23 protein-coding genes are annotated in these 23828 nt (G+C 63.6%); 10 read left to right on the top strand and 13 right to left on the bottom strand.

Annotated elements, in window-relative coordinates; translation table 11 throughout:
• Positions 1–26: 26 nt before the first annotated feature.
• A complete protein-coding gene (locus B2D37_RS16380; protein ID WP_079203687.1) occupies positions 27–1415 on the bottom strand; it encodes a DUF2868 domain-containing protein in 1389 nt (462 codons plus the stop codon).
• A 105-nt stretch (positions 1416–1520) separates the two neighbouring features.
• Here B2D37_RS16380 and B2D37_RS16375 point away from each other — a divergent pair, with 105 nt between their 5' ends.
• Together B2D37_RS16375 and B2D37_RS16370 are read left to right on the top strand one after the other, a co-directional pair.
• A complete protein-coding gene (locus B2D37_RS16375; protein ID WP_079203686.1) occupies positions 1521–2045 on the top strand; it encodes a dihydrofolate reductase in 525 nt (174 codons plus the stop codon).
• Positions 2046–2173: 128 nt separating this feature from the next.
• Complete coding sequence (locus B2D37_RS16370; protein ID WP_079203685.1) at positions 2174–2821, top strand: YitT family protein; 648 nt, start codon at positions 2174–2176, stop codon at positions 2819–2821.
• A 54-nt stretch (positions 2822–2875) separates the two neighbouring features.
• On the opposite strand, the gene ilvD is transcribed toward B2D37_RS16370, so the two are convergent.
• From ilvD to B2D37_RS16340, 6 genes are all read right to left on the bottom strand, one after another.
• Positions 2876–4723 carry a dihydroxy-acid dehydratase gene (gene ilvD, locus B2D37_RS16365; RefSeq protein ID WP_079203684.1) on the bottom strand — a complete coding sequence of 616 codons (1848 nt, stop codon included), beginning with the start codon at positions 4721–4723 and terminating at the stop codon, positions 2876–2878.
• Between the two features lie 282 nt (positions 4724–5005).
• Entirely contained in the window at positions 5006–5860 is an 855-nt protein-coding gene (locus tag B2D37_RS16360; protein ID WP_079203683.1) for an ABC transporter permease, read from the bottom strand.
• A 269-nt stretch (positions 5861–6129) separates the two neighbouring features.
• The gene (locus tag B2D37_RS16355) at positions 6130–7362 is read right to left on the bottom strand and encodes an ABC transporter permease (RefSeq protein WP_079203682.1); all 1233 of its coding nucleotides are present in this window, start codon (positions 7360–7362) and stop codon (positions 6130–6132) included.
• Positions 7363–7426: 64 nt separating this feature from the next.
• The gene (locus B2D37_RS16350) at positions 7427–8500 is read right to left on the bottom strand and encodes an ABC transporter substrate-binding protein (RefSeq protein ID WP_079203681.1); all 1074 of its coding nucleotides are present in this window, start codon (positions 8498–8500) and stop codon (positions 7427–7429) included.
• Positions 8501–8530: 30 nt separating this feature from the next.
• Positions 8531–9649 (bottom strand): ABC transporter ATP-binding protein, encoded by a 1119-nt coding sequence (locus tag B2D37_RS16345; protein ID WP_079203680.1) that lies wholly within the window; start codon positions 9647–9649, stop codon positions 8531–8533.
• Positions 9650–9990: 341 nt separating this feature from the next.
• Positions 9991–11019, bottom strand: coding sequence for an Ldh family oxidoreductase (locus tag B2D37_RS16340; protein WP_079203679.1), 1029 nt, complete (start codon positions 11017–11019; stop codon positions 9991–9993).
• 152 nt (positions 11020–11171) lie between these two features.
• Here B2D37_RS16340 and B2D37_RS16335 point away from each other — a divergent pair, with 152 nt between their 5' ends.
• From B2D37_RS16335 to B2D37_RS16310, 6 genes are all read left to right on the top strand, one after another.
• A complete protein-coding gene (locus B2D37_RS16335; RefSeq protein ID WP_079203678.1) occupies positions 11172–12065 on the top strand; it encodes a MurR/RpiR family transcriptional regulator in 894 nt (297 codons plus the stop codon).
• A gap of 9 nt (positions 12066–12074) precedes the next feature.
• Positions 12075–12833: an ABC transporter substrate-binding protein gene (locus B2D37_RS16330; RefSeq protein WP_079203677.1), complete on the top strand. Its 759-nt coding sequence runs from the start codon at positions 12075–12077 to the stop codon at positions 12831–12833.
• Positions 12834–12963: 130 nt separating this feature from the next.
• On the top strand, positions 12964–13686 hold the full coding sequence (locus tag B2D37_RS16325) for an ABC transporter permease (protein WP_371915404.1): 723 nt from the start codon (positions 12964–12966) through the stop codon (positions 13684–13686).
• Positions 13683–14396 carry an ABC transporter permease gene (locus tag B2D37_RS16320; protein WP_079203676.1) on the top strand — a complete coding sequence of 238 codons (714 nt, stop codon included), beginning with the start codon at positions 13683–13685 and terminating at the stop codon, positions 14394–14396. The genes B2D37_RS16325 and B2D37_RS16320 overlap by 4 nt, the downstream gene beginning before the upstream one ends.
• Positions 14397–14457: 61 nt before the next feature.
• Complete coding sequence (locus B2D37_RS16315) at positions 14458–15693, top strand: FAD-binding oxidoreductase (RefSeq protein WP_079203675.1); 1236 nt, start codon at positions 14458–14460, stop codon at positions 15691–15693.
• A gap of 91 nt (positions 15694–15784) precedes the next feature.
• On the top strand, positions 15785–16588 hold the full coding sequence (locus B2D37_RS16310) for an amino acid ABC transporter ATP-binding protein (protein WP_079203674.1): 804 nt from the start codon (positions 15785–15787) through the stop codon (positions 16586–16588).
• A gap of 328 nt (positions 16589–16916) precedes the next feature.
• Here B2D37_RS16310 and B2D37_RS16305 read toward each other — a convergent pair whose 3' ends face one another.
• Positions 16917–18113 (bottom strand): class I SAM-dependent rRNA methyltransferase, encoded by a 1197-nt coding sequence (locus B2D37_RS16305; protein ID WP_079203673.1) that lies wholly within the window; start codon positions 18111–18113, stop codon positions 16917–16919.
• Between the two features lie 211 nt (positions 18114–18324).
• Here B2D37_RS16305 and B2D37_RS16300 point away from each other — a divergent pair, with 211 nt between their 5' ends.
• Positions 18325–19137, top strand: a complete 813-nt coding sequence (locus B2D37_RS16300; RefSeq protein ID WP_177345291.1) for an HDOD domain-containing protein — start codon at positions 18325–18327, stop codon at positions 19135–19137.
• Between the two features lie 65 nt (positions 19138–19202).
• On the opposite strand, the gene B2D37_RS16295 is transcribed toward B2D37_RS16300, so the two are convergent.
• The 5 genes from B2D37_RS16295 to B2D37_RS16280 all read right to left on the bottom strand — a co-directional run bounded on the left by B2D37_RS16295 (position 19203) and on the right by B2D37_RS16280 (position 22879).
• Positions 19203–19505, bottom strand: coding sequence for a DUF2388 domain-containing protein (locus B2D37_RS16295; RefSeq protein ID WP_079203671.1), 303 nt, complete (start codon positions 19503–19505; stop codon positions 19203–19205).
• Between the two features lie 110 nt (positions 19506–19615).
• A complete protein-coding gene (locus tag B2D37_RS23195) occupies positions 19616–19765 on the bottom strand; it encodes a hypothetical protein (protein WP_154067108.1) in 150 nt (49 codons plus the stop codon).
• A gap of 36 nt (positions 19766–19801) precedes the next feature.
• Positions 19802–20251 (bottom strand): NfeD family protein, encoded by a 450-nt coding sequence (locus B2D37_RS16290; protein WP_079203670.1) that lies wholly within the window; start codon positions 20249–20251, stop codon positions 19802–19804.
• Between the two features lie 3 nt (positions 20252–20254).
• A complete protein-coding gene (locus tag B2D37_RS16285) occupies positions 20255–21178 on the bottom strand; it encodes an SPFH domain-containing protein (RefSeq protein ID WP_079203669.1) in 924 nt (307 codons plus the stop codon).
• A gap of 93 nt (positions 21179–21271) precedes the next feature.
• Entirely contained in the window at positions 21272–22879 is a 1608-nt protein-coding gene (locus tag B2D37_RS16280) for a murein L,D-transpeptidase (RefSeq protein WP_079203668.1), read from the bottom strand.
• 245 nt (positions 22880–23124) lie between these two features.
• Here B2D37_RS16280 and B2D37_RS16275 point away from each other — a divergent pair, with 245 nt between their 5' ends.
• Positions 23125–23823, top strand: a complete 699-nt coding sequence (locus B2D37_RS16275) for a murein L,D-transpeptidase catalytic domain family protein (RefSeq protein ID WP_079203667.1) — start codon at positions 23125–23127, stop codon at positions 23821–23823.
• Positions 23824–23828 lie beyond the last annotated feature (5 nt).

The raw sequence follows: 23828 nt of genomic DNA, 5'->3' as shown, positions 1-23828 counted from the left end.
GCCTCCGGGCTACGCCTTTGTCGATGTCAGTCATGGCCTGTCTCCAGCCAGTTCAGCGGGGCACTGTCACTGTGCGCCAGGTGCAACTGGTCCAGGGCGCTGTGCCAGTCGCCGAGGCGTTCGCTGTCCAGGGCTTCGCCGGGTTGTGCCGGCAGCAGCCAGATGCGCGTGGCGGCTGCCGTGCGGGCCAGTTCGCCGAGTAGCGCCAGGCTGCCGCGATCCGGCGAGCGGCGCGGGTCGCAGGCAATCGCCAGGCGCGCCGGAGGGAAGCGGGTGAGTTGTTCGAGCAGGCGCTGGCGCTGTTCGCGGCTGTCGATCATCCCGGCGTCGCTGATGGCCTTGGGCAATACCGGTGGCCACGGGCGCCGCTCGTCCAATTCGATGGCGACCAGCACTGCACCCTGGCTGCCCTGGGCGTTGCTGCCGGCGGTTGGCGGCGGCAACTGTGCGGGCGCCGCATCGCTTACGCCGAGGCGCTCGCTGCTCGGTTGCAGGCGCTCGCGCAGCAGGTTGTAGCCAGGTAAGTCGACGTCCAGGCGCAAGCTCGTGCAACCGCGGCGCCAGCGCCACAGGCAGAACAATCCCAGCAGTAGGCGCGGCAGCAGGCCGTAGACCAGCAGCACGCCGACCAGCCAGCCGGCCCAGCTGTGGCGTGCGGTTTCGCTGAGCAAGGCGCTGTCGCCGCTGGCGCGAATCAGGTCGGCATCCGGCAGGCTGAAACCGAGCAGCGCTGGCAGCGCACCTAGGGCCTGGGTCAGGCCGATAAAGGTTTCGCCGCCGAGGATGGTGCTTTCCCAGACAAAGCCGTAGCGGCGGGTGGCGAGCAGCGCCAGCAGGCTCAGCAGTGCCGCCAACAGGGCCAGCAGCCACAGACCGTGAGCCAGCATGCCGAGACCCCAGCGGCTCAGGCGCTGGCGTTGCAGCAGTAGCAGTAACGCTGGCGCCAGTTGCGCCGCCTGGGCGTCGCGGGCGAGTTTTTCGCTGAGCCACAACCACAGTCGGCCGAGGGCGCTAGTACTGTCGCGAGCCAGCAGCAGGCTTAGAATCCAGCCGAGCAATAGCAGCAGGTTGAGGCCGAGCAGGCTACCCAGGGCCCAGAACACATTGACCGGACGCTGGCCGTCGCCGAGAGCCGCCACCGCCAGGCCAATGCCGCTGAGCAGGGCCAGTACCAGCAGCGCCGCCAAGGCCAGACGGGCGCCCTGCAGCCAGTGGCGTAGCGCCTGTGTCTGGCCGTCGCGCTCGGCGAGCAGCAGGGCGCGGGCCTGGATGCGTTCGGCCAGATCGCCGCCGCCAGCCTGGGCGCGGCGGTTGGCTTCGCGGTCTTCCAGTGGGCCGGCGTGCTCTTCGCGCAGGCGAATGGTTTCGCTTAGCCAGAGACGCTGGAGTTTGTTCGGAACAGAGTCGGCAGTCACGCGGCGTCTCGTTGGCCAGGTCGAGTCTGAGCATAACCTGTGCTGTCGCGTTGGGCTAAACCTTGTCTGTCCGTGGCCGGCTGCACGGGCACAGGTTGCTCTGCTATGCTCGCCGCCATGAAAAATTATCTGCCCCTCTGCCTGATCGCCGCCCTCGCGCAGAACCGCGTGATTGGCCGCGACAACCAACTGCCCTGGCACCTGCCGGCCGACCTCAAGCACTTCAAGGCGCTGACGCTGGGCAAGCCGATCATCATGGGTCGCAAGACCTGGGACTCCCTCGGCCGGCCCTTGCCGGGCCGGCTCAACCTGGTGGTCAGTCGCCAGCCCGGCGTGCAGTTCGAGGGTGCGGAAGTCTTCGCCTCGCTCGAGGCGGCCATCGTGCGGGCCGAACAGTGGGCGCGCGAGCAGGGTGTCGACGAACTGATGCTGATCGGCGGCGCGCAGCTCTACATGCAGGCGCTGCCATTGGCCGCGCGCCTGTACCTGACCCGGGTCGAATTAAGCCCCGAGGGCGATGCCTGGTTTCCGCAATTCGACGCTGGTTCCTGGCAGCGCACGGCCGCCGAGACCTTTGCGCCTCTGGAGCAATCGCCGGCCTACACCTTCGAGACCTGGACCCGGCGTTGAGCGCATCGAGCTGCTGCGCCTGAATTGAGGTGCCGCGCTCTGCCGCTTTCTTGACCCCAGCCAATTCGGCGCGTGCGTGACAGGGCTATGCTTGGCCCTTCAGTAACAGCAATCACAGGTCATACAGCATGCGTGGAGTCGACTCCGACAGCCCTCAGGCGGATGCCATTGCCGCGATTTTCATGCGTCACCCTCTGTGGGAGGATGCTCTGGCCCTGCTGATGGGCACCATGATGGTCGCGCTGGGTATCGCCTTGTATGGTCATGCGGGGCTGCTGACCGGCGGTACCGTGGGCGTAGCCTTCCTGCTCAAGTACCTGCTCGGTTGGTCATTCGGCTGGTCGTTCTTCCTGATCAATCTGCCGTTCTATGCCCTGGCCATCTGGCAGATGGGCTGGCAGTTCACCTTGCGTACCTTCTGCGCGGTCGGCCTGGTGTCACTGTTGGCCGAACTGACCCCGCAGTGGATCGGCTTCGCCCAGCTGAATGTGGTTTATGCGGCCTTGTTCGGTGGTTTCGCCATGGGCTTGGGGCTGTTGATGCTGTTCCGTCATCGCGCCAGCCTAGGCGGGGTGAATATCCTCGCGCTGTTCTTGCAGGACCGCTTCGGCCTGCGCGCCGGCAAGATCCAGATGGGTATCGACGTGGCGATCGTGCTGGCGGCGGTGTTCATCGTGCCGCTGGACAAGGTCGCCCTGTCGATCCTCGGCGCGGTGGCGCTGAACATGGTATTGGCGATCAATCACCGCGCCGGGCGTTACATGGGCGTGAGCTAGGGCCTGAAATAAAAAGCCCGGCACTAGGCCGGGCTTTTTGGTCTGCGCGACGCGTTACGGCACCAGCTTGTCCAGCAGCGCCTTATCGCGCACCGCGCCCTTGTCGGCGCTGGTGGCGAGCAGGGCGTAGGCCTTGAGCGCGGTGGTGACCTTGCGCGGACGCGCTTCGACCGGCTTCCAGCCTTTCTTGTCCTGTTCGTGACGGCGGTGGGCAATTTCCTCGTCGCTGACCAACAGGTTGATCGAGCGCTCGTGGATGTTGATCAGGATCTTGTCGCCTTCGCGCACCAGGCCGATGGCGCCGCCCGCAGCGGCTTCCGGCGAGGCATGACCGATGGACAGGCCTGAGGTGCCACCGGAGAAGCGCCCGTCGGTGAGCAGGGCGCAGTCCTTGCCCAGGCCCTTGGACTTCAGGTACGAGGTCGGATAGAGCATTTCCTGCATGCCCGGACCGCCTTTCGGGCCTTCGTAGCGGATGATGACGATATCGCCTGCCTTGACTTCGTCATTGAGGATGCCGCGTACCGCGCTGTCCTGGCTTTCGAAGATCTTGGCATTGCCTTCGAAGATGTGGATGGATTCATCCACCCCGGCGGTCTTCACCACGCAGCCGTCGACGGCGATGTTGCCGTAGAGCACGGCCAGGCCGCCTTCTTGTGAGTAGGCATGCTCCACCGAGCGGATGCAGCCGTTTTCCCGGTCGTCATCCACGGTGTCCCAGCGGGTACTCTGGCTGAACGCGGTCTGGGTCGGAATGCCGGCGGGCCCGGCCTTGAAGAAGGTGTGTACGGCTTCATCGTCGGTCTGGGTGATATCCCACTTGGCGATGGCCTCGCTCATGCTCTTGCTGTGTACGGTCGGCAGGTCGGTGTGCAGCAGGCCGCCGCGGGCCAGGGAACCGAGGATGCTGAAGATGCCGCCAGCGCGGTGCACGTCTTCCATGTGGTACTTCTGGATGTTCGGTGCGACCTTGCACAGCTGCGGCACTTTGCGCGACAGGCGATCGATATCGCGCAGGTCGAAATCGATTTCCGCCTCCTGGGCGGCGGCCAGCAGGTGCAGGATGGTATTGGTCGAGCCACCCATGGCGATGTCCAGGGTCATGGCGTTTTCGAAGGCCTTGAAGTTGGCCACGTTGCGCGGCAGCACCGAGGCATCGTCTTCCTGGTAATAGCGTTTGCACAGCTCGACCACGGTGCGCCCGGCCTGCAGGAACAGCTGTTCGCGGTCGCTGTGGGTGGCCAGGGTCGAACCGTTGCCTGGCAGGGCCAGGCCTAAGGCTTCCATCAGGCAGTTCATCGAGTTGGCGGTGAACATGCCGGAGCAGCTGCCGCAGGTCGGGCAGGCGCTGCGCTCATACTCGGCGACTGTCTCATCCGAGGCACTGTCGTCGGCGGCGATCACCATGGCGTCGACCAGGTCCAGGCCGTGGCTGGCCAGCTTGGTCTTGCCGGCTTCCATCGGTCCGCCGGAAACGAACACCACCGGAATGTTCAGGCGCATCGCGGCCATCAGCATGCCGGGGGTGATCTTGTCGCAGTTGCTGATGCAGACGATGGCGTCGGCGCAATGGGCGTTGACCATGTACTCGACGGAGTCGGCAATGATCTCGCGGCTCGGCAGCGAATAGAGCATGCCGTCGTGACCCATGGCGATGCCGTCATCCACGGCGATGGTGTTGAATTCCTTGGCCACGCCGCCCGCGCGTTCGATCTCGCGGGCGACCAGCTGGCCCATGTCCTTCAGGTGCACGTGGCCGGGCACGAACTGGGTGAAGGAGTTGGCGATGGCGATGATCGGCTTCTTGAAGTCCTCGTCCTTCATCCCGGTGGCGCGCCAGAGGGCGCGGGCGCCGGCCATGTTGCGGCCGTGGGTGGAGGTTTTCGAGCGGTAATCAGGCATGGCGTTAATCCTGCAAAGGCTGTTCAGGTCGGGCGTTCAGTGCGGTCGCGTGGGCGACGGCGCTGTACGCGCAACGGGCTGTTGGTGCGTATGTTGAGCTGGGTTCAGGCCCAAGGCAAACGGAAGTGACCATTTGCCGGGCTGGGGCGGAGGCTGGCGCGGGGTCGGCGCCGGCTCGGCTGGGCTCAAGAATCCGCCTGGGGTGGGGCAGGAGATCGTCGATTCTAATCCCAGGCGGTGTGGCGGCGAAAGCGCAAAGCGCTTAGTTAAAGCATGAGCGAGTTATTCGATCAACTCGATGCCCCGCAGGCGCTCGGCGCGGCGGCGCAGCAGCTCAATGGTTACCAGCAGGGCGATGGATACCAGGATCAGCAGGGTGGCGATGGCCAGGATGCTCGGGTTGATCTGCTCGCGCAGGCCCGAGAACATTTGCCGGGGAATGGTGCGTTGCTGCGGCCCGGCCATGAACAGGATGACCACCACTTCGTCGAACGAGGTGATGAAGGCGAACAACGCACCGGAGATCACCCCGGGACGGATCAGCGGCATGATGATGTCGAAGAACACCCGCAACGGCCTGGCGCCGAGATTGATCGCGGCGCGCGCCAGGGAATAGTCGAAACCGGTCAGGGTTGCGGTCACGGTGATGATCACGAAGGGCGTGCCCAGCGCCGCGTGGGCCAGGATCACCCCCAGGTAGCTGCCGGCCAGACCCAGGTTGGAATAGAAGAAGAACATCCCGGCAGCCGTGATGATCAAAGGCACGATCATCGGCGACAGCAGCAAAGCGGTGATGAAACGGCGGTAGGGCATGTCGTCACGGGACAGGCCAACGGCGGCGCAGGTACCGAATACAGTGGCGAGCACGGTGGCACAGATGCCGATCAGGAAGCTGTTCTGAATCGCCAGGATCCATTTCGGGTCATTGAAGATTTCCCGGTACCAGCGTAGCGAATAGGCTTCCGGCTGCAGGGTGAGCATGCCTTCGGTGAAGCTGAAGAATGGCTCGACGTTGAAGGACAGTGGAATGATCACCACGATCGGCATGATCAAAAACAACAGCACCAGCCAGGAACTGGTTTTCAACAGCCAGGCGCCGAGGTGGTGCCAGAAGCCAAAGTAGCTAGGGATTTTCATGTAGGGCCTGTTCCTGTTTCGTTCGTGAGCCGCGTTGCTGCGCCAAATGGTGCCAGGCTAGGCGCGGGACGCCGGGAATGGTGTTCCCTTACCAAGTCCCGCAACGCCGCATGGCACCATTTGCCGCGCAACCCGGAGGGCCGGGCCAGTTTTTGCGCGGTGCTGCGTTATTCGTCGTTCATTTGGAATGACCAAACTTCTCTCCTCATGCCTTGCTCCGCGCAAAAACTGGCTCCGGCGCAGCCGCGAACGAAACAGGAACAGACCCTCTATCCCAGTTTGATATTGCTGGCGCCGACGAAACGGTCGTACACCCAGTACAGCAGCAGGATCAGGCCAAGCAGCAAGGAACCCAGCGCGGCGGCCAGTTCCCAGTTGTTCGAGCGCTGCATGTGGAAGGCGATAATGTTGCTGATCATCTGGCCATCGGTGCCGCCGACCAGCGCCGGGGTGATGTAGTAACCCACGGAAATGATGAACACCAGCAGCGCGCCGGCGCTCAGGCCCGGCAAGGTCATCGGGAAGTAGATCCGGGCGAAGGCCGGAATCGGCTTGGCGCCGAGTGACATGGCCGCACGCAAGTAGCTAGGGTCGATGCCGCGCATCACGCTGTACAGCGGCAGGATCATGAACGGCAGGAGAATATGGGTCATGGCGATGATGGTGGCGAACGAGGTGTAGAGCATCTCGAAGGGCTCATCGATCAGGCCGGTGCCGAGCAGGAATGAATTGATCACGCCGTTGGTCTGCAGCAGCGCAATCCAGGCCGTCGTGCGCACCAGCAGGGAGGTCCAGAACGGCAGCAGCACCAGCACCAGCAGCAGGTTGGCGCGGTTTTCCGGCAGGCCGGCCAGGTAGTAAGCCAGCGGGTAGCCGAGCAGGGCGCAGAACAGGGTGATGACCAGTGCCATGTTCAGGGTCTTGCCGAACAGCTGCAGGTAAATCTGCGTGTCTTCACGCACTTGGATGCCGTGCTCCGGATCCAGTTCCAGATCCAGGGCGGTCAGGTAATAGTCGTAGGTGTAGACCTTGCCCGCGCGTTCGATGGCATGCCAGACCTCGGGTTTGCTCCAGTTGCGATGTGCCTGCAGCAGGGTCTCGGCGCCTTGGCTCTCAAGCTGTTCGACCTTGAGTCGGCCGACGCGTCGGGCGGTGGATTTGACCACGCTGGACATGCCGGTATAGGCCCGGTTGAACTCCTCGGACAGCTTGCCAGACAGGCGCTCCTTGGCCAGGCCATGCAGCTCGCGGGCAAATATATTCAGGGTGGTTTCATCGGGTACTGTTTTGCCGTCCCAGCGTTGCAGTTCCACCAGGGTCAGCGGGATCAGTTCGGCCACGGCCGGGTGATGTGCGCTGCGCCAGAGCATGCTGCCGATGGGCGCAACGAAGGTCAGCAGAATGAAGGCCAGCAACGGCACCACGAAAAGAAAGGCAGTCAGGCGTTTCTTGCTGCGGGCGCTGGCGGCTTGGCCGGCTTCGGTGGTGGTAAGGGATGACAAGCAGCGACTCCTCGACGGCGCGATGGCAGTGCCCCTCTCTGCGGGAGAGGGGCACACGCAGGTATTACTTCAACAGCCACTCGTTGAATTTCTCGCCGAGCGACTCGCCGTAATCCGCCCAGAACTCCGAACCGGCCTGGATGCCTTTATCCAGGTGCGCGGTCGGCAGGTGCGGTGCAGCCGCCGGGTCCATCATCGGGGCCGAGGACTTGCGGGTCGGGCCGTAGGCGACATCTGACATGCCGGCCAGTGGCTTGGATTGAGTGACGTAGGCGATGAACTTCAAGGCCAGGTCTTTCTTCGGTGAACCTTTCAGGATCGCCCAGGCATCGAGGTCATAGACGTGACCGTCCCAGACGATGACGAAGGGCTTGCCTTCCTGGCGGATGGCGTCATAGAAGCGGCCATTGGCCGATTGCACCAGTACCGCCCCGCCGTCGTTGAGTAGCTGGGGTGCCTGCGACCAGGAGTCGAACCAGACCACGTCGTCCTTGATCGTGGCCAGCTTGTCGAAGGCGCGTTGCTGACCTTCGGGGGTCGCCAGCACTTCGTAGACCTCGGCTGGAGCTACCCCGTCGGCCAGCAGCGCCCACTCCATATTGACTTGCGGGCGTTTGCGCATGGCGCGTTTGCCGGGGATTTTGCTGGTGTCGAAGAAGTCATTGATCGAGGTTGCCTCGGTGCCGCCGATGGTGTCCTTGTTGTAGGCGAACACCACCGACCAGACGATATTGCCGACTGCGCACTCGTTGGCCAGGGCTTCGGGGATGAAGTCTTGTGCCGCGGGGGTGCCATCGACACCGGGCGGCAGGATGTCCTGCGGGATGACCTCAAGCAGACCTTCGGAGCAGGCGCGCTCGAGGTCGATGACTTCGAGGTCGACCACGTCCCACTGAATATTACCGGACTCGACCTGAGCTTTCATCTCGGCGACACCGCCTGAGTAATCCTCGAATAGCACCTTGACCCCGGTGTCCTTCTGGAACGGGTCGATCATGTGGGTTTTCTGTGCCGCGCCATAGGCGCCGCCCCATGAGACCACGGTCAGGCTTTCTGCGGCGCTGGCCGTGAAGGTGGCCGTGCCTAACGCTGCAGCCAAAGCGAATGTGGAAAAGCGGGTGGTCAGTGATCTAGCCATTGCTGTGCTCCATTGCTTTTAGTTGTGTGGTTATTGCGTAGTCGAAGTGGCTGGTCGGTCCAGCGCCTGGCTGTCCTGGGGTAGCCAGGCCAGAGCGACCTCGTCCTTGTGACTGAACTGCGGGGCCGAACTGTCGTTCAGGTTCTTCACCACCAGCTCGGTCCCATCGCTGGTTTTGAAGTGGTAACGAATGTATTCGCCGACATAATGACGGGTCACGAAGCGCGCCTTGACCTGGTTGCCGGCATTGCCGAGACGGTCGGTGAAGGTGAGTTTTTCCGGGCGAATCGAAACGGTGGTCGGCAGGCCGACGTCGCAACAGTTGGCCTTCAGGCTGCTGATCAGGCCGCCATCTTCCAGACGCACGTCGACCGTGTCGTCGCCGACCGACTCGATGGTGCCCTTGAGCTTGTTGCTCTCGCCAATGAAGTCGGCCACGAACAGGTTGGCCGGGCGCTCGTAAAGCACATGGGGCGCGGCACATTGCTGGACGATGCCGCTGTCGAACACGGCGATGCGGTCGCTCATGGTCAGGGCTTCGGTCTGATCATGGGTGACGTAGATCACCGTGAAGCCGAGCTGCTCGTGCAGGCGCTTGATCTCGAACTGCATCTGTTCGCGCAGCTTCTTGTCGAGGGCGCCGAGTGGCTCATCCATCAGGACGATATCCGGGGCGAAGATCAGCGCGCGGGCCAGGGCTACGCGTTGGCGCTGGCCGCCGGACAGTTGCCCGGGAAAGCGATTGCCGAAATCCAGCAGTTCGACCAGCGACAGGTACTCGTCGACCTTGGCCTTGATTTCGTCTTTGGGCAGTTTGCGGATTTTCAGCGGGTAGGCGAGGTTTTCGCGTAGGGTCATGTGCGGAAACAGGGCGTACTGCTGGAACACCATGCCGATGTTGCGGGCGTAGGGCGCGATGCTGGTAACCGAACGGCCGTTGATCAAAATTTCGCCGCTGGTCACGTCCTCGAAACCGGCGAGCATCATCAGGCAGGTGGTCTTGCCGGAACCGGAGGGGCCGAGCAGGGTGATGAATTCGCCCTTGGCCACCTCCAGGTTGAAATCCTTGACCACCAGGGTTTTGTGGTCGTAGGTCTTCTTCACATTAGTGAATTGTAGAAACGGTTTGTCACCAGCTTGCTCAGCCATAATCCTCCCCAGCTTCCCATCAAAACAGGCGTCCAGCTCTTGGCGTTCACCTGACTGCTTCAGTCAACCGTCTCGCTCACTTATAGGTACGAGCAGCTGTTATGAACATAACCAAAAGCAATAAGCACGCCAGCCAGCGATAACCGTGCACGGCTGCGCTGCGCGTGTATTTAAGCCTAGCCCAGCTTGGGGTTTGTGCTAGCTAGGTGGGAGAAGTGGTAACAGCAACGGGGAGGGGGGTACCTGCCGACACGCACTCGGCAGGTGCAATGGGCTCGACTATCGGGCATGAATCAGCCGCGTGCTCACGCTGGTTGCAGGAAAGAACCGCCCAGGCTGCTTTACCCGTCGGCGCTTGCCAGCCGCCGCAAATTGGTCAGTTCGCCCGCGGGCAGGCGGATGCCGTTGAGCGTGGCCTCGGCCCGCTGCCGATAACGGCGGTCGCCCGGTTGGCGCTGCTGTCCTGTCGTCTGCATGCGGGCAATCAACTGCTCGGTACGGGCCGCGAAATTGCTGCCTGCGCCATGGCTAGGATCAATGACGATCAATAACTGTCCGGTCCAGGGCGTCTGGGCGCCGGGATGGCCAGACCAGTCGACCTCGAAGGAGAAGTGTCCTCCGGTTAGTGCGGCGGCCAACAGTTCGACCATCATCGACAGGGCAGATCCTTTGTAACCGCCGAAGGGCAACAAAGCGCCACCGTCGAGAATGGCCTTTGGATCGCACGTGGGCTGGCCGGCCTGGTCGACGCCATAGCCTGGCGGCAGCTGCTTGCCTTCGCGGGCGGCGATCTGCACGTCGCCGTTGGCGATGGCACTGGTGGCCAGGTCGAACACCAGCGGCAGGCCCTGTGCGCGCGGCGCGGCGAAGGCGATCGGGTTGGTGCCGAACAGCGCGCTATGGCCGCCGTGGGGGACCACGCAGGCGAAGCTGTTGACGAAGGACAAGGCGACCAGGCCTTGCTGGGCGAACGGCTCGACATCCGGCCAGAGTGCGGCGAAGTGGTGAGAGTTGCGGATGGCCAGCAGGGCGATACCCGCCGTTCTGGCCTTTTCTTCCAGCAGCGCTCGGGCGGCGGCCAGTGCCGGCTGGGCGAAGCCGCCACGCGCGTCGACGCTGACGAAGGCCGGTGCCAGGTCTTCCACCAAGGGCTCGGCCTGACCATCGACCCAGCCGCTGGCCAGGCTCGACAGGTAGCCGGGAATGCGGAAGATGCCATGGCTGTCGGAGCCGTCGCGCTGAGCACTGGCGCAGTTTTCAGCCAGGCAGCGTGCGACCTGGGGTGAGGTGCCGTGGCGCTCGAAGATGGCGGCGAGCAGCGCGCTCAGTTCGGCAAAGCTGATGGTTTCAATCGGGGCGTCGGGTGTCATGGGAGGCTTCTCCGGAATGCTCTGAGCGGCGGGTTGAGGCGTGCCTTGGTGCGCATGCTGTGCGCTGGCCACTAGCTGATTGTGCCAGCTATCTGTCAATCATTGACGTAATGACAGAAAACATTCATTTTAATCGTGAACGGGAGTCACTCATGAATCAATCGATCAAGCAGCGTCTCGAGCACAGCCTGGAACATTCGACCGCAGCGGGGCGTGCGATTGCCAATTACATGCTGGCCAATCTGCATGAGCTGCCTTTTCAGACCTCTGTCGCCATCGCGGACAAACTGGGCATGAGTGAGTCCACGGTCGGCCGTTTCTGCCGTTCCCTGGGTTATAGCCACTTCAAGGCCCTGAAGAACGACCTGAAGGATGACCTGGGCGATAGCCCCTGGTTGATCGGCGATCGCCTGAAGGAGTTCCGACAGCACAGCGACCAGGATTCGCAGCGTGCCTCGCGCAGTCTCGAGCAGGAAATCGCGGCACTGGTGCAAGTCTACGAGCATAGCCGCAGCCTCCAGTGGCAGGCCGTGGCTCGGCGCCTGGCGACGGCCCCGCGGGTATTCGTCGCCGGTTTTCAGACCGAGCGCGGCATCGCCGTGTCGGCCGTGCATCTGCTGCAGTACCTGCGCGATGGGGTGCAGCTGGTCGATGGTGCTTCCGGGCATTTTGGCGAAGTGCTGCTCAGTCAGCCGGGGCAGGCCGCACTGCTGGTGTTCGAGGCCCGGCGCTATTCGCAGCACGCCCAGATGCTGTGTCGCAAGGCACGCGAGGCGGGCATCGCGGTGACGCTGGTGACCGATCCCTACTGCGAGTGGGCGGACGCGCATGCCGATGAGGTGTTCCGCGTGCCCACCGAGATGAATCTGTTCTGGGAGTCGACGGCGGCGATGCTGTCGCTGGTGCACCTGCTGGTCAACGAGGTGTTCCGCAACCTGGGCCCCGAAGTTGAAGCGCGGCTGGACGCCACTGCCGCGCTGCATAACGAGTTTGTCGGCTACACCACGTCGCCGGGATTCAGCAAAAAATCCATAACAACAATGTAGAGGTGAAGCATGAAGCGAATCATGGGTCTAGCAACTGCGTGCGCATTGACCTTCGGCGCCCTGGGCGCCGCGCAGGCGGAGCCGTTGCGTATCGCCACCGAGGGGGCCTACCCGCCCTTCAACTATGTCGACTCGAACAATGAGTTGCATGGCTTCGATGTGGATATCGCCAACGCGCTGTGCGCTCAAATGAAGGTGGAGTGCACCCTGGTCGCGCAGGATTGGGACGGCATCATCCCGGCCCTGATGGCCAAGAAGTACGATGCCGTGGTGGCGTCTATGGTGGTGACCGAGGAACGGCAGAAGCAGATTGGCTTCACCGATCGCTACTACCGTACCCGCCTCGCCGTGGCGGTGCCGAAGGACTCCACGCTGGCCGACACCACGGCGGCTTCGCTCGCCGGCAAGATCGTGGGCGCCCAGTCGTCCTCCACCCAGGGGGTCTACGCGGAGGACGTCTATGGCGCAGTGGGTGCCGAGGTCAAACTCTATCCGACCCAGGACAACGCCAATAACGATCTGGCCAACGGTCGCCTGGATGCGGTGGTGCATGACAAGTTCCCGCTGCTCGACTGGCTGGCGCAGAGTGGCAAGGACTGCTGCAAGCTGCTCGGCGACATCCAGGGCAGCGATGCCGATGTGGCCATCGCCGTGCGCAAGGACGATCAGGCGCTGCGTGAGCGGTTGAACAAGGCCCTGGCGGCGATTCGCGCCGACGGCACCTATCAGCAGATTGTCAGCCAGTATTTCGCTTTCGACATCTATTGATCGAGCGCCGGGCTCAGGCGCTTGCCTGAGCCCGGGGTTGCTCGCCCGTTTGCAGCCATGACGGCCGCAGGCAGGCGAGTAGCCTCAGACTCGGTGTGGGTTATCTGGCACAGGACATTCAGAGGTCACGATGATCCCGGAACCCTTTTCTCTACTCTTGTTCGGCGACGGTGGCTGGGGCCTGGTCCTGCTGGCCGGCGCCCTGGTGACTATTTCCCTGGCGCTGTGCTGCCTGCTGCTGGGGCTGCCGCTGGGCCTGGCGGTGGCGGTGGCGGCACGCTCGAAGAAGCGCTTGCCGCGCGCCCTGTCCACCGTGTTCGCCACGGTGTTCCGCGGCCTGCCGGAGTTGCTCACCCTGCTGATCGTTTATTACGGCTGCCAGATTGGGCTGCAGAAGCTGCTGGCCTATTGGGGCTACAGCAGCGAAGTCACCATCAATGCCTTCTTCGCCGCGGTGATCGCCTTCGGTCTGGTGTTCGCCGCGTTTTCCAGCCAGGTCTGGCTCGCCGCCTTCAAGACCGTGGGCAAGGGCCAGTATGAGGCGGCGAGCGTGCTGGGCCTGTCGCGCTGGCAGACCTTCCGCAAGGTAATACTGCCGCAGCTGGTGCGGGTCTCCCTGCCGGGGTTGTCGAACAACTGGCTGACCCTGCTCAAGGACACCTCGCTGGTCTCGACCATCTCGTTGGTCGACCTGATGCGCCAGACCAATCTCGCGGTGAGTGCCACCAAGGAGCCGATGTTGTTCTACTTCGCGGCCTGCCTGCTGTACCTGTTCTTCTCGGCGCTGTCCGGTCGGGTGTTCAGCTTCGCCGAGAAACGTAGCAGCCTCGGGCACAGGAGCGCGCAGTCATGAGTGCCACGGAATTGCTGCATCTGTTCTTCGACCCGCAGCTGTTCGAGCGCTATGGCCTACGCATGCTCGACGGTTTGCTGGTGACCGCCAAGTTGGTGGCGATCTCCTTCAGCCTGGGCCTGCTGCTCGGCCTGCTACTGGCGCTTGGGCGCCTGTCACGCAACTCGGTGCTGCGTGGGGTGACTGGGGCCTACATCTATTTTTTCCGCGGCTCGCCGCTGTTGGCGCAGTTGTTCCTGCTCTATTACGGCCTGGGCTCCTTTCGCGAGTTCTGGCAGGACCTGGGATTGTGGTGGTTCTTCCGTGACGCCTGGTATTGCGCGCTGCTGGCGTTCACCTTGAATACTGCGGCCTACCAGGCAGAAATCTTCCGCGGCAGTCTCCAGGCCGTCGCCCGCGGTCAGCGCGAAGCCGCCGCGGCGTTGGGGCTGAGCCGGCGTACCACCTTCTTCAAGGTGATTCTGCCGCAGTCGATGCTGATTGCCATCGGCCCCCTCGGCAATGAGCTGATCCTGATGGTCAAGGCCAGTGCGATCGCCTCCCTGGTCACCGTCTATGACCTGATGGGCATCACCAAGCTGGCTTTCTCGCGCACCTTCGACTTCCAGCTCTACCTCTGGGCGGCGGCGTTGTACCTGCTGATTGTCGAGTGCATCCGCCGGCTGCTGCGGCGTGTCGAGGCTCGACTGGGCCGGCATCTCGATACCTGAACCTGGCCACTTTCGCTAACAGTCGCGGCCCGGCAAGCGGGCGCGACCCAAGGACTTTTGCATGAGCTGCGACACTATCGTTTTGGGCGCCGGTATCGTCGGCGTCTGTACGGCGCTACACCTGCAGGCGCGCGGCCGCGAGGTAACCCTGGTTGACCTCAAGGACCCTGGCGAGGGCACCAGTTTCGGCAATGCCGGCTTGATCGAGCGGTCCAGCGTGGTGCCCTACGCCTTTCCCCGCGAGTTTCTGCGCGTGCTGCGCTATGGGCTGAACCGTGAGCCGGATGTGCGTTACAGCCTCAGTCATTTACCCAAGGCGGCGTCCTGGTTGCTGAGTTTCTGGCGGCACTCGGCGCCGAAGCCGCTGGCCGCGGCGACCCACGCCATGCGGCCGTTGATCGAGCGCTGCGTGCTGGAACACGACGCGCTGGTCGAGCAGGCCGGCCTGCAGCACCTGATTCGCGCCGATGGCTGGATCGAGATATTCCGCTGCCCACGTGCCTTGCGCCGCGCCCAGCAGGAGGCGCAGGCCATGACCGCCTATGGCCTGCATTTCGAGCTGCTGGATGCCGCGCAGTTGCATGCCCGCGAAACCAATCTGTCGGCGGCCGTGTGCGGCGGCGTGCACTGGCTGGACCCGAAGACGGTCACCGATCCGGGCAACCTGACCAAAGGCTACGCGGCCCTGTTCAGCCTACGCGGCGGGCGGGTGCTCAAGGGCGACGCGCGCTCGCTACGCAATGACGAGGCCGGCTGGCAGCTGCAGACCGCACAAGGTCTGCTGCACGCGCAGGAGGTGGTAGTCGCCCTGGGGCCGGAGTCCAACGAGCTGTTGAATCCCTTGGGGTATCGGATCCCCCTGGCGGTCAAGCGCGGTTATCACATGCACTACGCGGCCGACCACGAGCTCACTCATTCGCTTTGCGACTCCCTGGGCGGCTACGTGCTGGCGCCTATGGCTGAGGGCATTCGCCTGACCACCGGCATCGAGTTCGCCGCCGCCGATGCACCGGTCAACGAGATTCAGTTGCGCCGCGCCGAGGCGCTGGCCCGCCAGGTGTTTCCCCTGGGCGAGCGGCTCGACCCGCAACCCTGGCTGGGCAAGCGCCCCTGCCTGCCGGACATGCTGCCGGTCATCGGGCCTGCACCGCGGCATCCAGGGCTCTGGTTCAACTTCGGCCACGCCCACCACGGGCTGACTCTGGGGCCGGTCAGTGGCCGTTTGCTGGCCGAGATGATGACCGGCGAACAGCCCTTTACCGATCCTGCGCCCTACAGCGCCGCACGTTTCCCTTAGCCTCGAACCACACAACAATAAGCGCCAGTCGAGCGCCGACCTTCCGCTCGGGAGGCCGGTGCCCAACGGGCCGCAATAGGAGAGAACTCGCATGCTTTCGACTCGCAGTCAGAGCCACGCACTGGCGCCAACCCCCGGCTTGGACCAGGCTGCGCCCCGCAGTCGGCCAGCCGTTGAGATCCAGGGCGTGAGCAAGTGGTACGGCCCTTTTCAGGCGTTGCACGATATCGACCTCAGCGTGCAGTCGGGCGAACGTATCGTGCTCTGCGGGCCCTCGGGCTCGGGCAAATCGACCTTGATCCGCTGCATCAATCGGCTGGAAATCGCCGAACAGGGGCGGATTCTGGTCGAGGGCAGCGATCTGTCACAGGGCACGGCGCAGGCGGCCAAGGTGCGCCGGGAGATTGGCATGGTCTTTCAGCACTTCAACCTGTTCCCGCACATGAGCGTGCTGGACAACTGCAGCTTGGCGCCGATCAGTGTGCACGGCCTGAGCCGCAAGGCCGCCGAGGAGCGGGCGCGGCGCTACCTGGCCAAAGTGGGTATCGAAAATCAGGCGGACAAATACCCCAGTCAGCTATCGGGTGGTCAGCAGCAGCGGGTGGCCATCGCCCGGGCGCTGTGCATGCAGCCGCGCATCATGCTGTTCGATGAGCCGACCTCGGCGCTCGACCCGGAGATGGTCAACGAGGTACTGGATGTCATGGTCAAGCTGGCCGACAGCGGCATGACCATGCTCTGCGTCACCCACGAGATGGGCTTCGCCCGTCAGGTGGCGCAGCGGGTGCTGTTCCTCGATGGCGGACGGATCGTCGAGGACAGCCCGCCCGAAACCTTCTTCAATGCGCCGAAAAGCCCACGGGCGCAGGCTTTTTTGACGCAGATCCTGCACTGAAGCTGCTTGCTCCTGCCGTTGCGCAGGCCGTTGATAAATGTCGCGAGCGATGGCTAGGGCCGCGCCCGTTCCCTACGGGTAGCGGCATTTCCCACAGCCATGTGGGTCACAAGGCGCAATGGCCAGCGGGAGTAGCCGCCGAAGGCTGGCCCGCAGGGTGAGCGTAGCGAGTCAATCGGCCGAAGCCGCGCAGCGTACGAGCCGTACATGAGCATTTGCTTCGCTTGGCTCACCCCTTAGGGGCCGCGCTGAAGCGCGTTCAACACGGCGCTTTTGTGGGCTGAATGCAACGCCGTATAGCCGAGCGCAGTAGTTTTTCAGCGGTCTGTTAGCTGTTGGGCAGCAAGCGGCAGGTCAGGCTCTTGATATAGCGAGTCTCGGCGATGGCCGGGTGCACCGGATGATCGGGGCCCTGGCCGCCACGTTCGAGCAGTTGGATATTGCGGTCGAGGTGACGGGCGCTGGTCAGCAGGATGTTCTGCAGGTCGTCTTCCGGCAGGTGCATGGAGCAGGAGGCGCTGACCAGGATGCCGTCCTTGTTGAGCAGGCGCATGGCCGCTTCGTTGAGGCGGCGGTAGGCGGCTTCGCCGTTCTTCAGATCCTTCTTGCGCTTGATGAAGGCAGGTGGATCGGCGATCACCACGTCGAAGCGCTCTTCGGCGTTTTTCAGTTCCTTGAGGGCGGCGAACACGTCGCCTTCGATGCAGGCAACTTGTTCGGACAGGCCGTTGAGGGCTGCGTTGCGCTCCACCCCATCGAGGGCGAAGGCCGAGGCGTCCACGCACATCACTTCAGTGGCGCCGAAGGCCGCCGCTTGCACGCCCCAGCCGCCGATGTAGCTGAACAGGTCGAGCACGCGCTTGCCTTTGACGTAGGGCGCCAAGCGCGCGCGGTTCATGCGGTGGTCGAAGAACCAGCCGGTCTTCTGCCCCTCGATCACCGGCGCTTCGAACTTCACCCCATTCTCTTCCAGCGCCACCCATTCCGGCACCACACCGAAAACGGTGTCGACATAACGCTCGAGACCTTCGGCGTCACGGGCGGCGGAGTCGTTCTTGAGCAGGATGCCGCTCGGCTTGATCACCTGGATCAACGCGGCGAGCACCTCATCCTTGTGCCGTTCCATGGTGGCGGAGGCCAGTTGCACCACCAGGATGTCGAAGAAGCGATCCACCACCAAGCCCGGAAGCAGGTCGGAGTCGCCAAATACCAGGCGGTAGCAAGGCTGGTCGAACAGGCGCTCGCGCAAGGACAGGGCGACCTTGATGCGGTGTACCAACAGGGATTTGTCCAGTACGTGCTTGACGTCGCGCGACAGCAGGCGAGCGCAGATCAGGTTGTTCGGGCTCATGGCAACCACGCCCAGCGGCTTGCCGCCGGCGGCTTCGAGGATCGCCTGATCGCCTGCGGCAAAGCCGTGCAGCGGGGTGGCGGCGACATCGATTTCGTTGCTGTACACCCATAGATGACCAGCCCGCAGGCGTCGATCGGCGTTGGCTTTAAGCCGCAGGCTGGGCAGGGACATGGGGTGTTCTCCAGAAAAAGAGCGCGATTATAGCTGGTTCGCCAAGCGCAGGCGCAGCTCGGACGGGCTTCCTTCGCGCCGATGAATGTTTCCGGCTTGCTCGGGCGGGGGGTGATCCGGCTACACTCTGGCCCTCTGCCACTATTGTTGACTAGCCATGGCCTACGCCCTCTCCGCCGAACAGCTGCACAAAGCCCTGCAAGGCATCAGCGTGCCGCCGCAGCCACAGATCATGGTCGACCTGCAGATGGAGCAGGTCATGCCCAACCCCGACCTGAAGGCCATTGCCAGGTTGATCAGCCAGGATCCGGGGTTGTCCGGGGCGTTATTGAAGATCGTCAACTCGCCGTTCTTCGGCCTGAGCAACCGCATCGCCTCGATCCAGCAGGCGGTCAATCTGCTCGGTTGCGACACGGTGATCAACCTGATCAATGCACAGTCGATCAAGGGCGAGCTCAGCGACGAAGCGATCGTCACCCTCAGCCGATTCTGGGACAGCGCCCAGGACGTGGCCATGACCTGCCTGACCCTGGCCAAGCGTATCGGCTACCAGTCGCCGGATGAGGCCTACGCCCTCGGGTTGTTCCATAACTGCGGGATTGCGCTGATGGTCAAGCGCTTCGCCAGTTTCATGACGGTGCTGGAAGAGGCCTATTACAGCGCCAGTACCGAGTTGCGGGTGGTCGATACCGAGAATCGCCTGCTCAGTACCAACCATGCGGTGGTCGGCTATTTCACTGCCAAGTCATGGAACCTGCCGCAGCACCTGTGCGAGGCGATCGCCAGCCACCATGACGCCTTGGCGATCTTCAGCGACGACTCGGGCCGCGATGCCCAGCTGAAGACCCTGTTGGCGATTCTGAAGATGGCCGAACACATCTGTGAAAGCCACCGGGTGCTGGGCAATCAGGCCGAGGATCATGAGTGGCAGAGTATCGAACAGCTGGTGCTGGAGTATGTCGGGCTGTCTGAGTCCGACTTCGAGTACCTGCGCGAGAGCATCCGTGAACTGGGCGAGGCCTGACCCGCCGCGACTGGCAAACCTTCAGGGTTTGTCAGTCGGGCGCGGTATTTTTTGCTGGCCTGCGGCTACTGTTCTGCGGCGAGGATCGCGCTGGCCAATTCCATGTCGCTGGCCTGCAGGTCGGGATGCTCGGCGCGCAACTGGTTGAGCGCCGCTTCCAGGTAAGGCCCACGAATTTCCCCGGCGCTGGCGACATAGCTGCTGGCATCGTCACGCGCAGGCACGATCAGCTTCTTGTCCTTGAAGGTCAGGTAGGTCGAGGCGGTGGTCGCGCCGGACGAGAGGATGTCGCGCACCATGCTTTCCGCGAATGACGGCGCAGCGAAGGCGAAGAGACTGGCAAAGAGTAACGGACCAAAGCGGCTCATACGGGTGACTCCGGGAGATGGCTCTATATATCTGAGTCCTGGTTGCCGCCGGTGGTTCCAGACGTCTGCCGAAATAACCGCGCTGAGTAATCTGGATGAAAGCAGGGGCGCTAGTCGCTGCCGCCGGTTTGCAGGTAGTGCTGCTGCAGACCGGTCAGCGTCAGGTGGCTGGTCTGGGTAAAGCCGTGGCGCGGCTGAGCGGTTTCCAGGGCGAGCCGCTGGCAGCCGTGGTGACGGAGTTGGGTCAGGAGCTGGTCCACCTCACGCCGCCGCTGGCGGCGCGAGGTGCAGGGCGTTCACCCGCTGGCTTCGACTTTCAGCAGCACGCCGTCCTGGCCGATCACCTTGACCTGGCTGCCGGCCGGCAAATCCGGCCCGCTGACCAGCCACAGGGTGTCGCCGGCCTTGATCTTGCCGTGGCCAGCATTGATCGCTTCATAGAGAACGAACTGGCGGCCCATCAGTTCACTGCCGCGGCGGTTCAGCCCCGGCTGATCGGAGGGTTTGGCTGCGGTGCGTTGGCGGCGCCACCAGTACACCGCGGTGAGCACCGACAGCGCGCCGAACAGGATGAACTGCACGGCCCAGGGCAGCGCCGGGAACAGGTAGGTGAGGACGCCGACGCTGGCGGCGGCGATGCCGATCCACAGCAGGTAACCGCCCGTGCCGAACACCTCGAGGATCAGCAGCAGGGTGCCGATGGCCAGCCAGTTCCAATACGACAGGTGCTGCAAGTAATCCCACATCGCTTAACCCTGCTTGTTGTCACCGAAGGTGGCTTTGACGATTTCACCGATTCCGCTGACCGCGCCGATCACCTGGCTGGCTTCCAGCGGCATAAGGATGACCTTGCTGTTGTTGGCGCTGGCCAACTTGCCGAGGGCATCGATGTATTTCTGCGCGACGAAATAATTGATCGCCTGCACGTTACCATCCGCGATGGCGACCGAGACCACCCGGGTGGCTTCGGCTTCGGCGCCGGCGGCACGCTCACGGGCTTCGGCTTCGAGGAAGGCCGCTGCCCGTTCACCCTCGGCCTCGAGGATCTGCGCCTGCTTCTTGCCTTCGGCGGTGAGAATGGCGGCGGCGCGCAGGCCTTCGGCTTCGAGGATCTGCGCACGCTTGATCCGTTCGGCCTTCATCTGCCCGGACATGGCGGCCATCAGGTCGGCCGGCGGGCTGATGTCCTTGATTTCGATGCGGGTGATCTTGATGCCCCAAGGCGCGGTCGCCTCATCCACGGTGCGCAACAGTTTCTCGTTGATCGCATCGCGCTGGCTGAGCATCGCGTCCAGCTCCATGGAGCCGAGTACGGTACGGATATTGGTTTGCAGCAGGTTGCGGATGGCATGGATGAGGTTGTTCACCTCGTAGGCGGCCTGAGCGGCGTTGATCACCTGGAAGAAGCACACCGCATCGATCTGCACTGTGGCGTTGTCGTAGGTGATCACTTCCTGCGGGGGAATATCCAGCACGGTTTCCATGACGCTGAGCTTGTGGCCGATGCGGTCCATTACCGGCACGATGATGTTCAGGCCCGGGGTCAGGGTGTTGGTGTAGCGGCCAAAGCGCTCGACCGTCCACTGAGAGCCCTGGGGCACCACTTTGAAGCCCATAAGGACCACGGCGAAGGCCAGGCCGACGAAGAGAAAGATCACGCTGCCGATTTCCATGAGGCGTATTTCCTTGCGGGGTGCTTGTAGGGTAGCGGCCGATTGTAAGCCAATTAGCGGCGTTTTTGCCCCGAGCCAAGGCAGGCGTGTGAATCAGTATGTGTTGCGCTGCAGGGCGGCGAGCACGCTTTGATCCCGGGCGTAGAGGTCGTTGCGCAAGATCAGCTCGCCGTCGGCATCGACTTCGGCGGTCCAGTAGGCCAGGACGATCGGCAGGCGCTCGCGCAGTGGAAATTCCTTGGTGTTGCCGCTGGCCAGCAGGCGTGCGATCTCGGCGCAGTCATCGGCTGGCAGCAGGGTGTCGAGCAGCTCGACGATGCCTTCGATGCGCACGCAGCCAGAACTGAAGGCGCGCGGCGATTTGCTGAAAAGGTGCTGGCTAGGGGTGTCGTGCAGGTACACGGAGAACGGGTTAGCGAAGCGGATGACCAGTTGCCCCAGGGGATTTTTCGGACCGGCATCCTGGCGCAGGATGATCGCCCCAGGGCGCTGCCAATCAACCTTGGTCGGGTCGAGCGGGTTGCCATCGCGGTCGAGCACGCGCAGCTGGTGCAGGGCCAGGTAGCCAAGGTCGCGGCGGATCGCCGGCAGTTTGTCCTCGCGCATGATGGTGGGCGGCACGGTCCAGGTGGGGTTTAGGGTCAGACGGCTGACCAGCGATTTTAGCTGTGGCGTCTGGCGTTCCGGCCGACCGACCTGGGCGCGCCCCTGCCACAGCAGTTGATGGTCGCGGTAATAGCTGAGTTGGCCGCCGGCGATGTTAACCAGCAAGGTTTGTGCCTCGATATCGCCGGCCAGCCAGCGCCAGCGCTCGAGGTTGACCCGCAGTTGCTCGAGGCGTGCGGCCGCGCTGGTGTTGAGGGCGGTCAGGCTGTCCGGGCCGATCATGCCGTCGGCCTGCAGGCCGTGGCGAGTCTGGAAGCGCTGCGTGGCGGTCACCAGGGCAGGGTCATAGTGGTCGCTGGCGACTGCGGGTCGTTCGTCTATATAACCTTCTGCGGCCAGACGGGCGAGCAGAAGGGGGACACGCGCATCGCGCATGTCCGGGCGCAGCAGGCGACCGCCGGGAATCGGCGTCCACTCGGCGAGCGGCAGGCGCCGCCGCTCGGCATAGGCGCGGCGCAGTTGCTGGTACTGGCGCAGGATCGGGCGCGCCGTGGCGAAGGCCGCCGGCAGGTCGTCGATGCCTTGCCCGGCCATGCTGAGCAGGCTGGGGCGTGGTGTCGGGCTGACGCTGTCGGGGGCGCGCCAGAAAGGTTCGATCGGTTCCTGCGCCACGCGCCCGCGTGACAGGTGTTGCAGGGCTTGCAGGTAGCGGTGGCTGATCAGCAGGTCGGCGCAGGCGCGTTGCTGAATATCCTTCGGCAGCGCGGTGCGCAGGCTGTCGAGTAGATACTCGTTCGGGTTGAGGCCGTCATCGTCCAGTCGCTCCAGTTCATGCAGCAGCGCCACGCGTCGGCTAGGCTCTTGCCAGAGTGGCAGGAATGCCTCTTGGGCATAGAATTCGTGGAGCAAACTGGCGCTCTGCAGCTCGGCGGCCGCCAGCGTCGAGGCGCAGGCACTGGGCTGCGCCGCGAAGCTCTGGCGGATCGCCTGGCTAGCGTCGTCATCGGCGCCGTAGGCCTGGGCCGTGATCGCCAGCAGACAGCCGGCGGTCAGGTAATGTGCGGTTTTTTTGTACAATCGCGCGCTGAAGTCCATGATCGCCAGTTCCGTGATGACTCTGCCAAGCCGTTGAAAAAATACGGCGCTAGGCGTTTCAGCGTTGCTGAGACGCGTCGAACCGCCTTGCCTTGCCGTCGCCCGCGCCATTTTGCAACGAGCTGTTGCGCCGTCGAATGGGTTGTCGCAGTCGGTGCGTGTCATGCCCGGGGTGTTTAGAAAAAAACAGGCGGTCGCGGCGGTCGCCAAACATTGCCCGCAGTGTACACAGGAGCTTCCTGCCCATGATCACATCACTCCGCCGGCTCGGCCTCAACCTGATTGGCCTTTGTCTGCTGGCATCGCCCTGGCTGGCGGCGGAATCCGCGCCACGACCCCTGCTCGACAGCCTGACGCGCGTCGCGCCCGGGCTCGATCGCCAGGCGCTTGAGCATGCGCTGGCAGCCATGCAATGTGCGGTCAGCCATGGTGCTGAGCCGGCGCAGCGCCTGGCGGTGATCGACTATGCGCAGCCGTCCACGGCGCGGCGGTTGTGGATCTTCGATTTAAAGCGTCAACGGCTGCTGTTGAACGACCTGGTTGCCCACGGGCGGATGTCTGGCGAGAATCTGGCTACGCGCTTTTCCAACACGCAGGACAGTCATCAATCCAGCCTGGGCTTGTTCCGCGCGGCGGAGAGCTACAGCGGCAAGCACGGCTACTCGTTGCGCATGGACGGCCTCGAGCCGGGGGTGAACGACCGGGCCCGCGAGCGCGCCATCGTCATCCACGCCGCCAGCTATGTCGACCCGCGTCTGGCGCGCAGTCAGGGGCGGATCGGTCGCAGTCTCGGTTGCCCGGCGGTACGTCCGGAGGTGGCGCGGATGGTGGTCGATCAGCTCAAGGGTGGCCAGTTCATCTTTGCCTGGTATCCAGATCAAGACTGGCTGCAGGGCTCGGCCTACCTCAACTGCAAGTCTGCCCAGTTCGCCAGCCTGCGGTGACGGTG

Source organism: Pseudomonas sp. CC6-YY-74 (assembly GCF_002025205.1).
Lineage (GTDB): Bacteria > Pseudomonadota > Gammaproteobacteria > Pseudomonadales > Pseudomonadaceae > Aquipseudomonas > Aquipseudomonas paeninsulae.
This window is presented reverse-complemented; position numbering and strand designations above follow the sequence as displayed.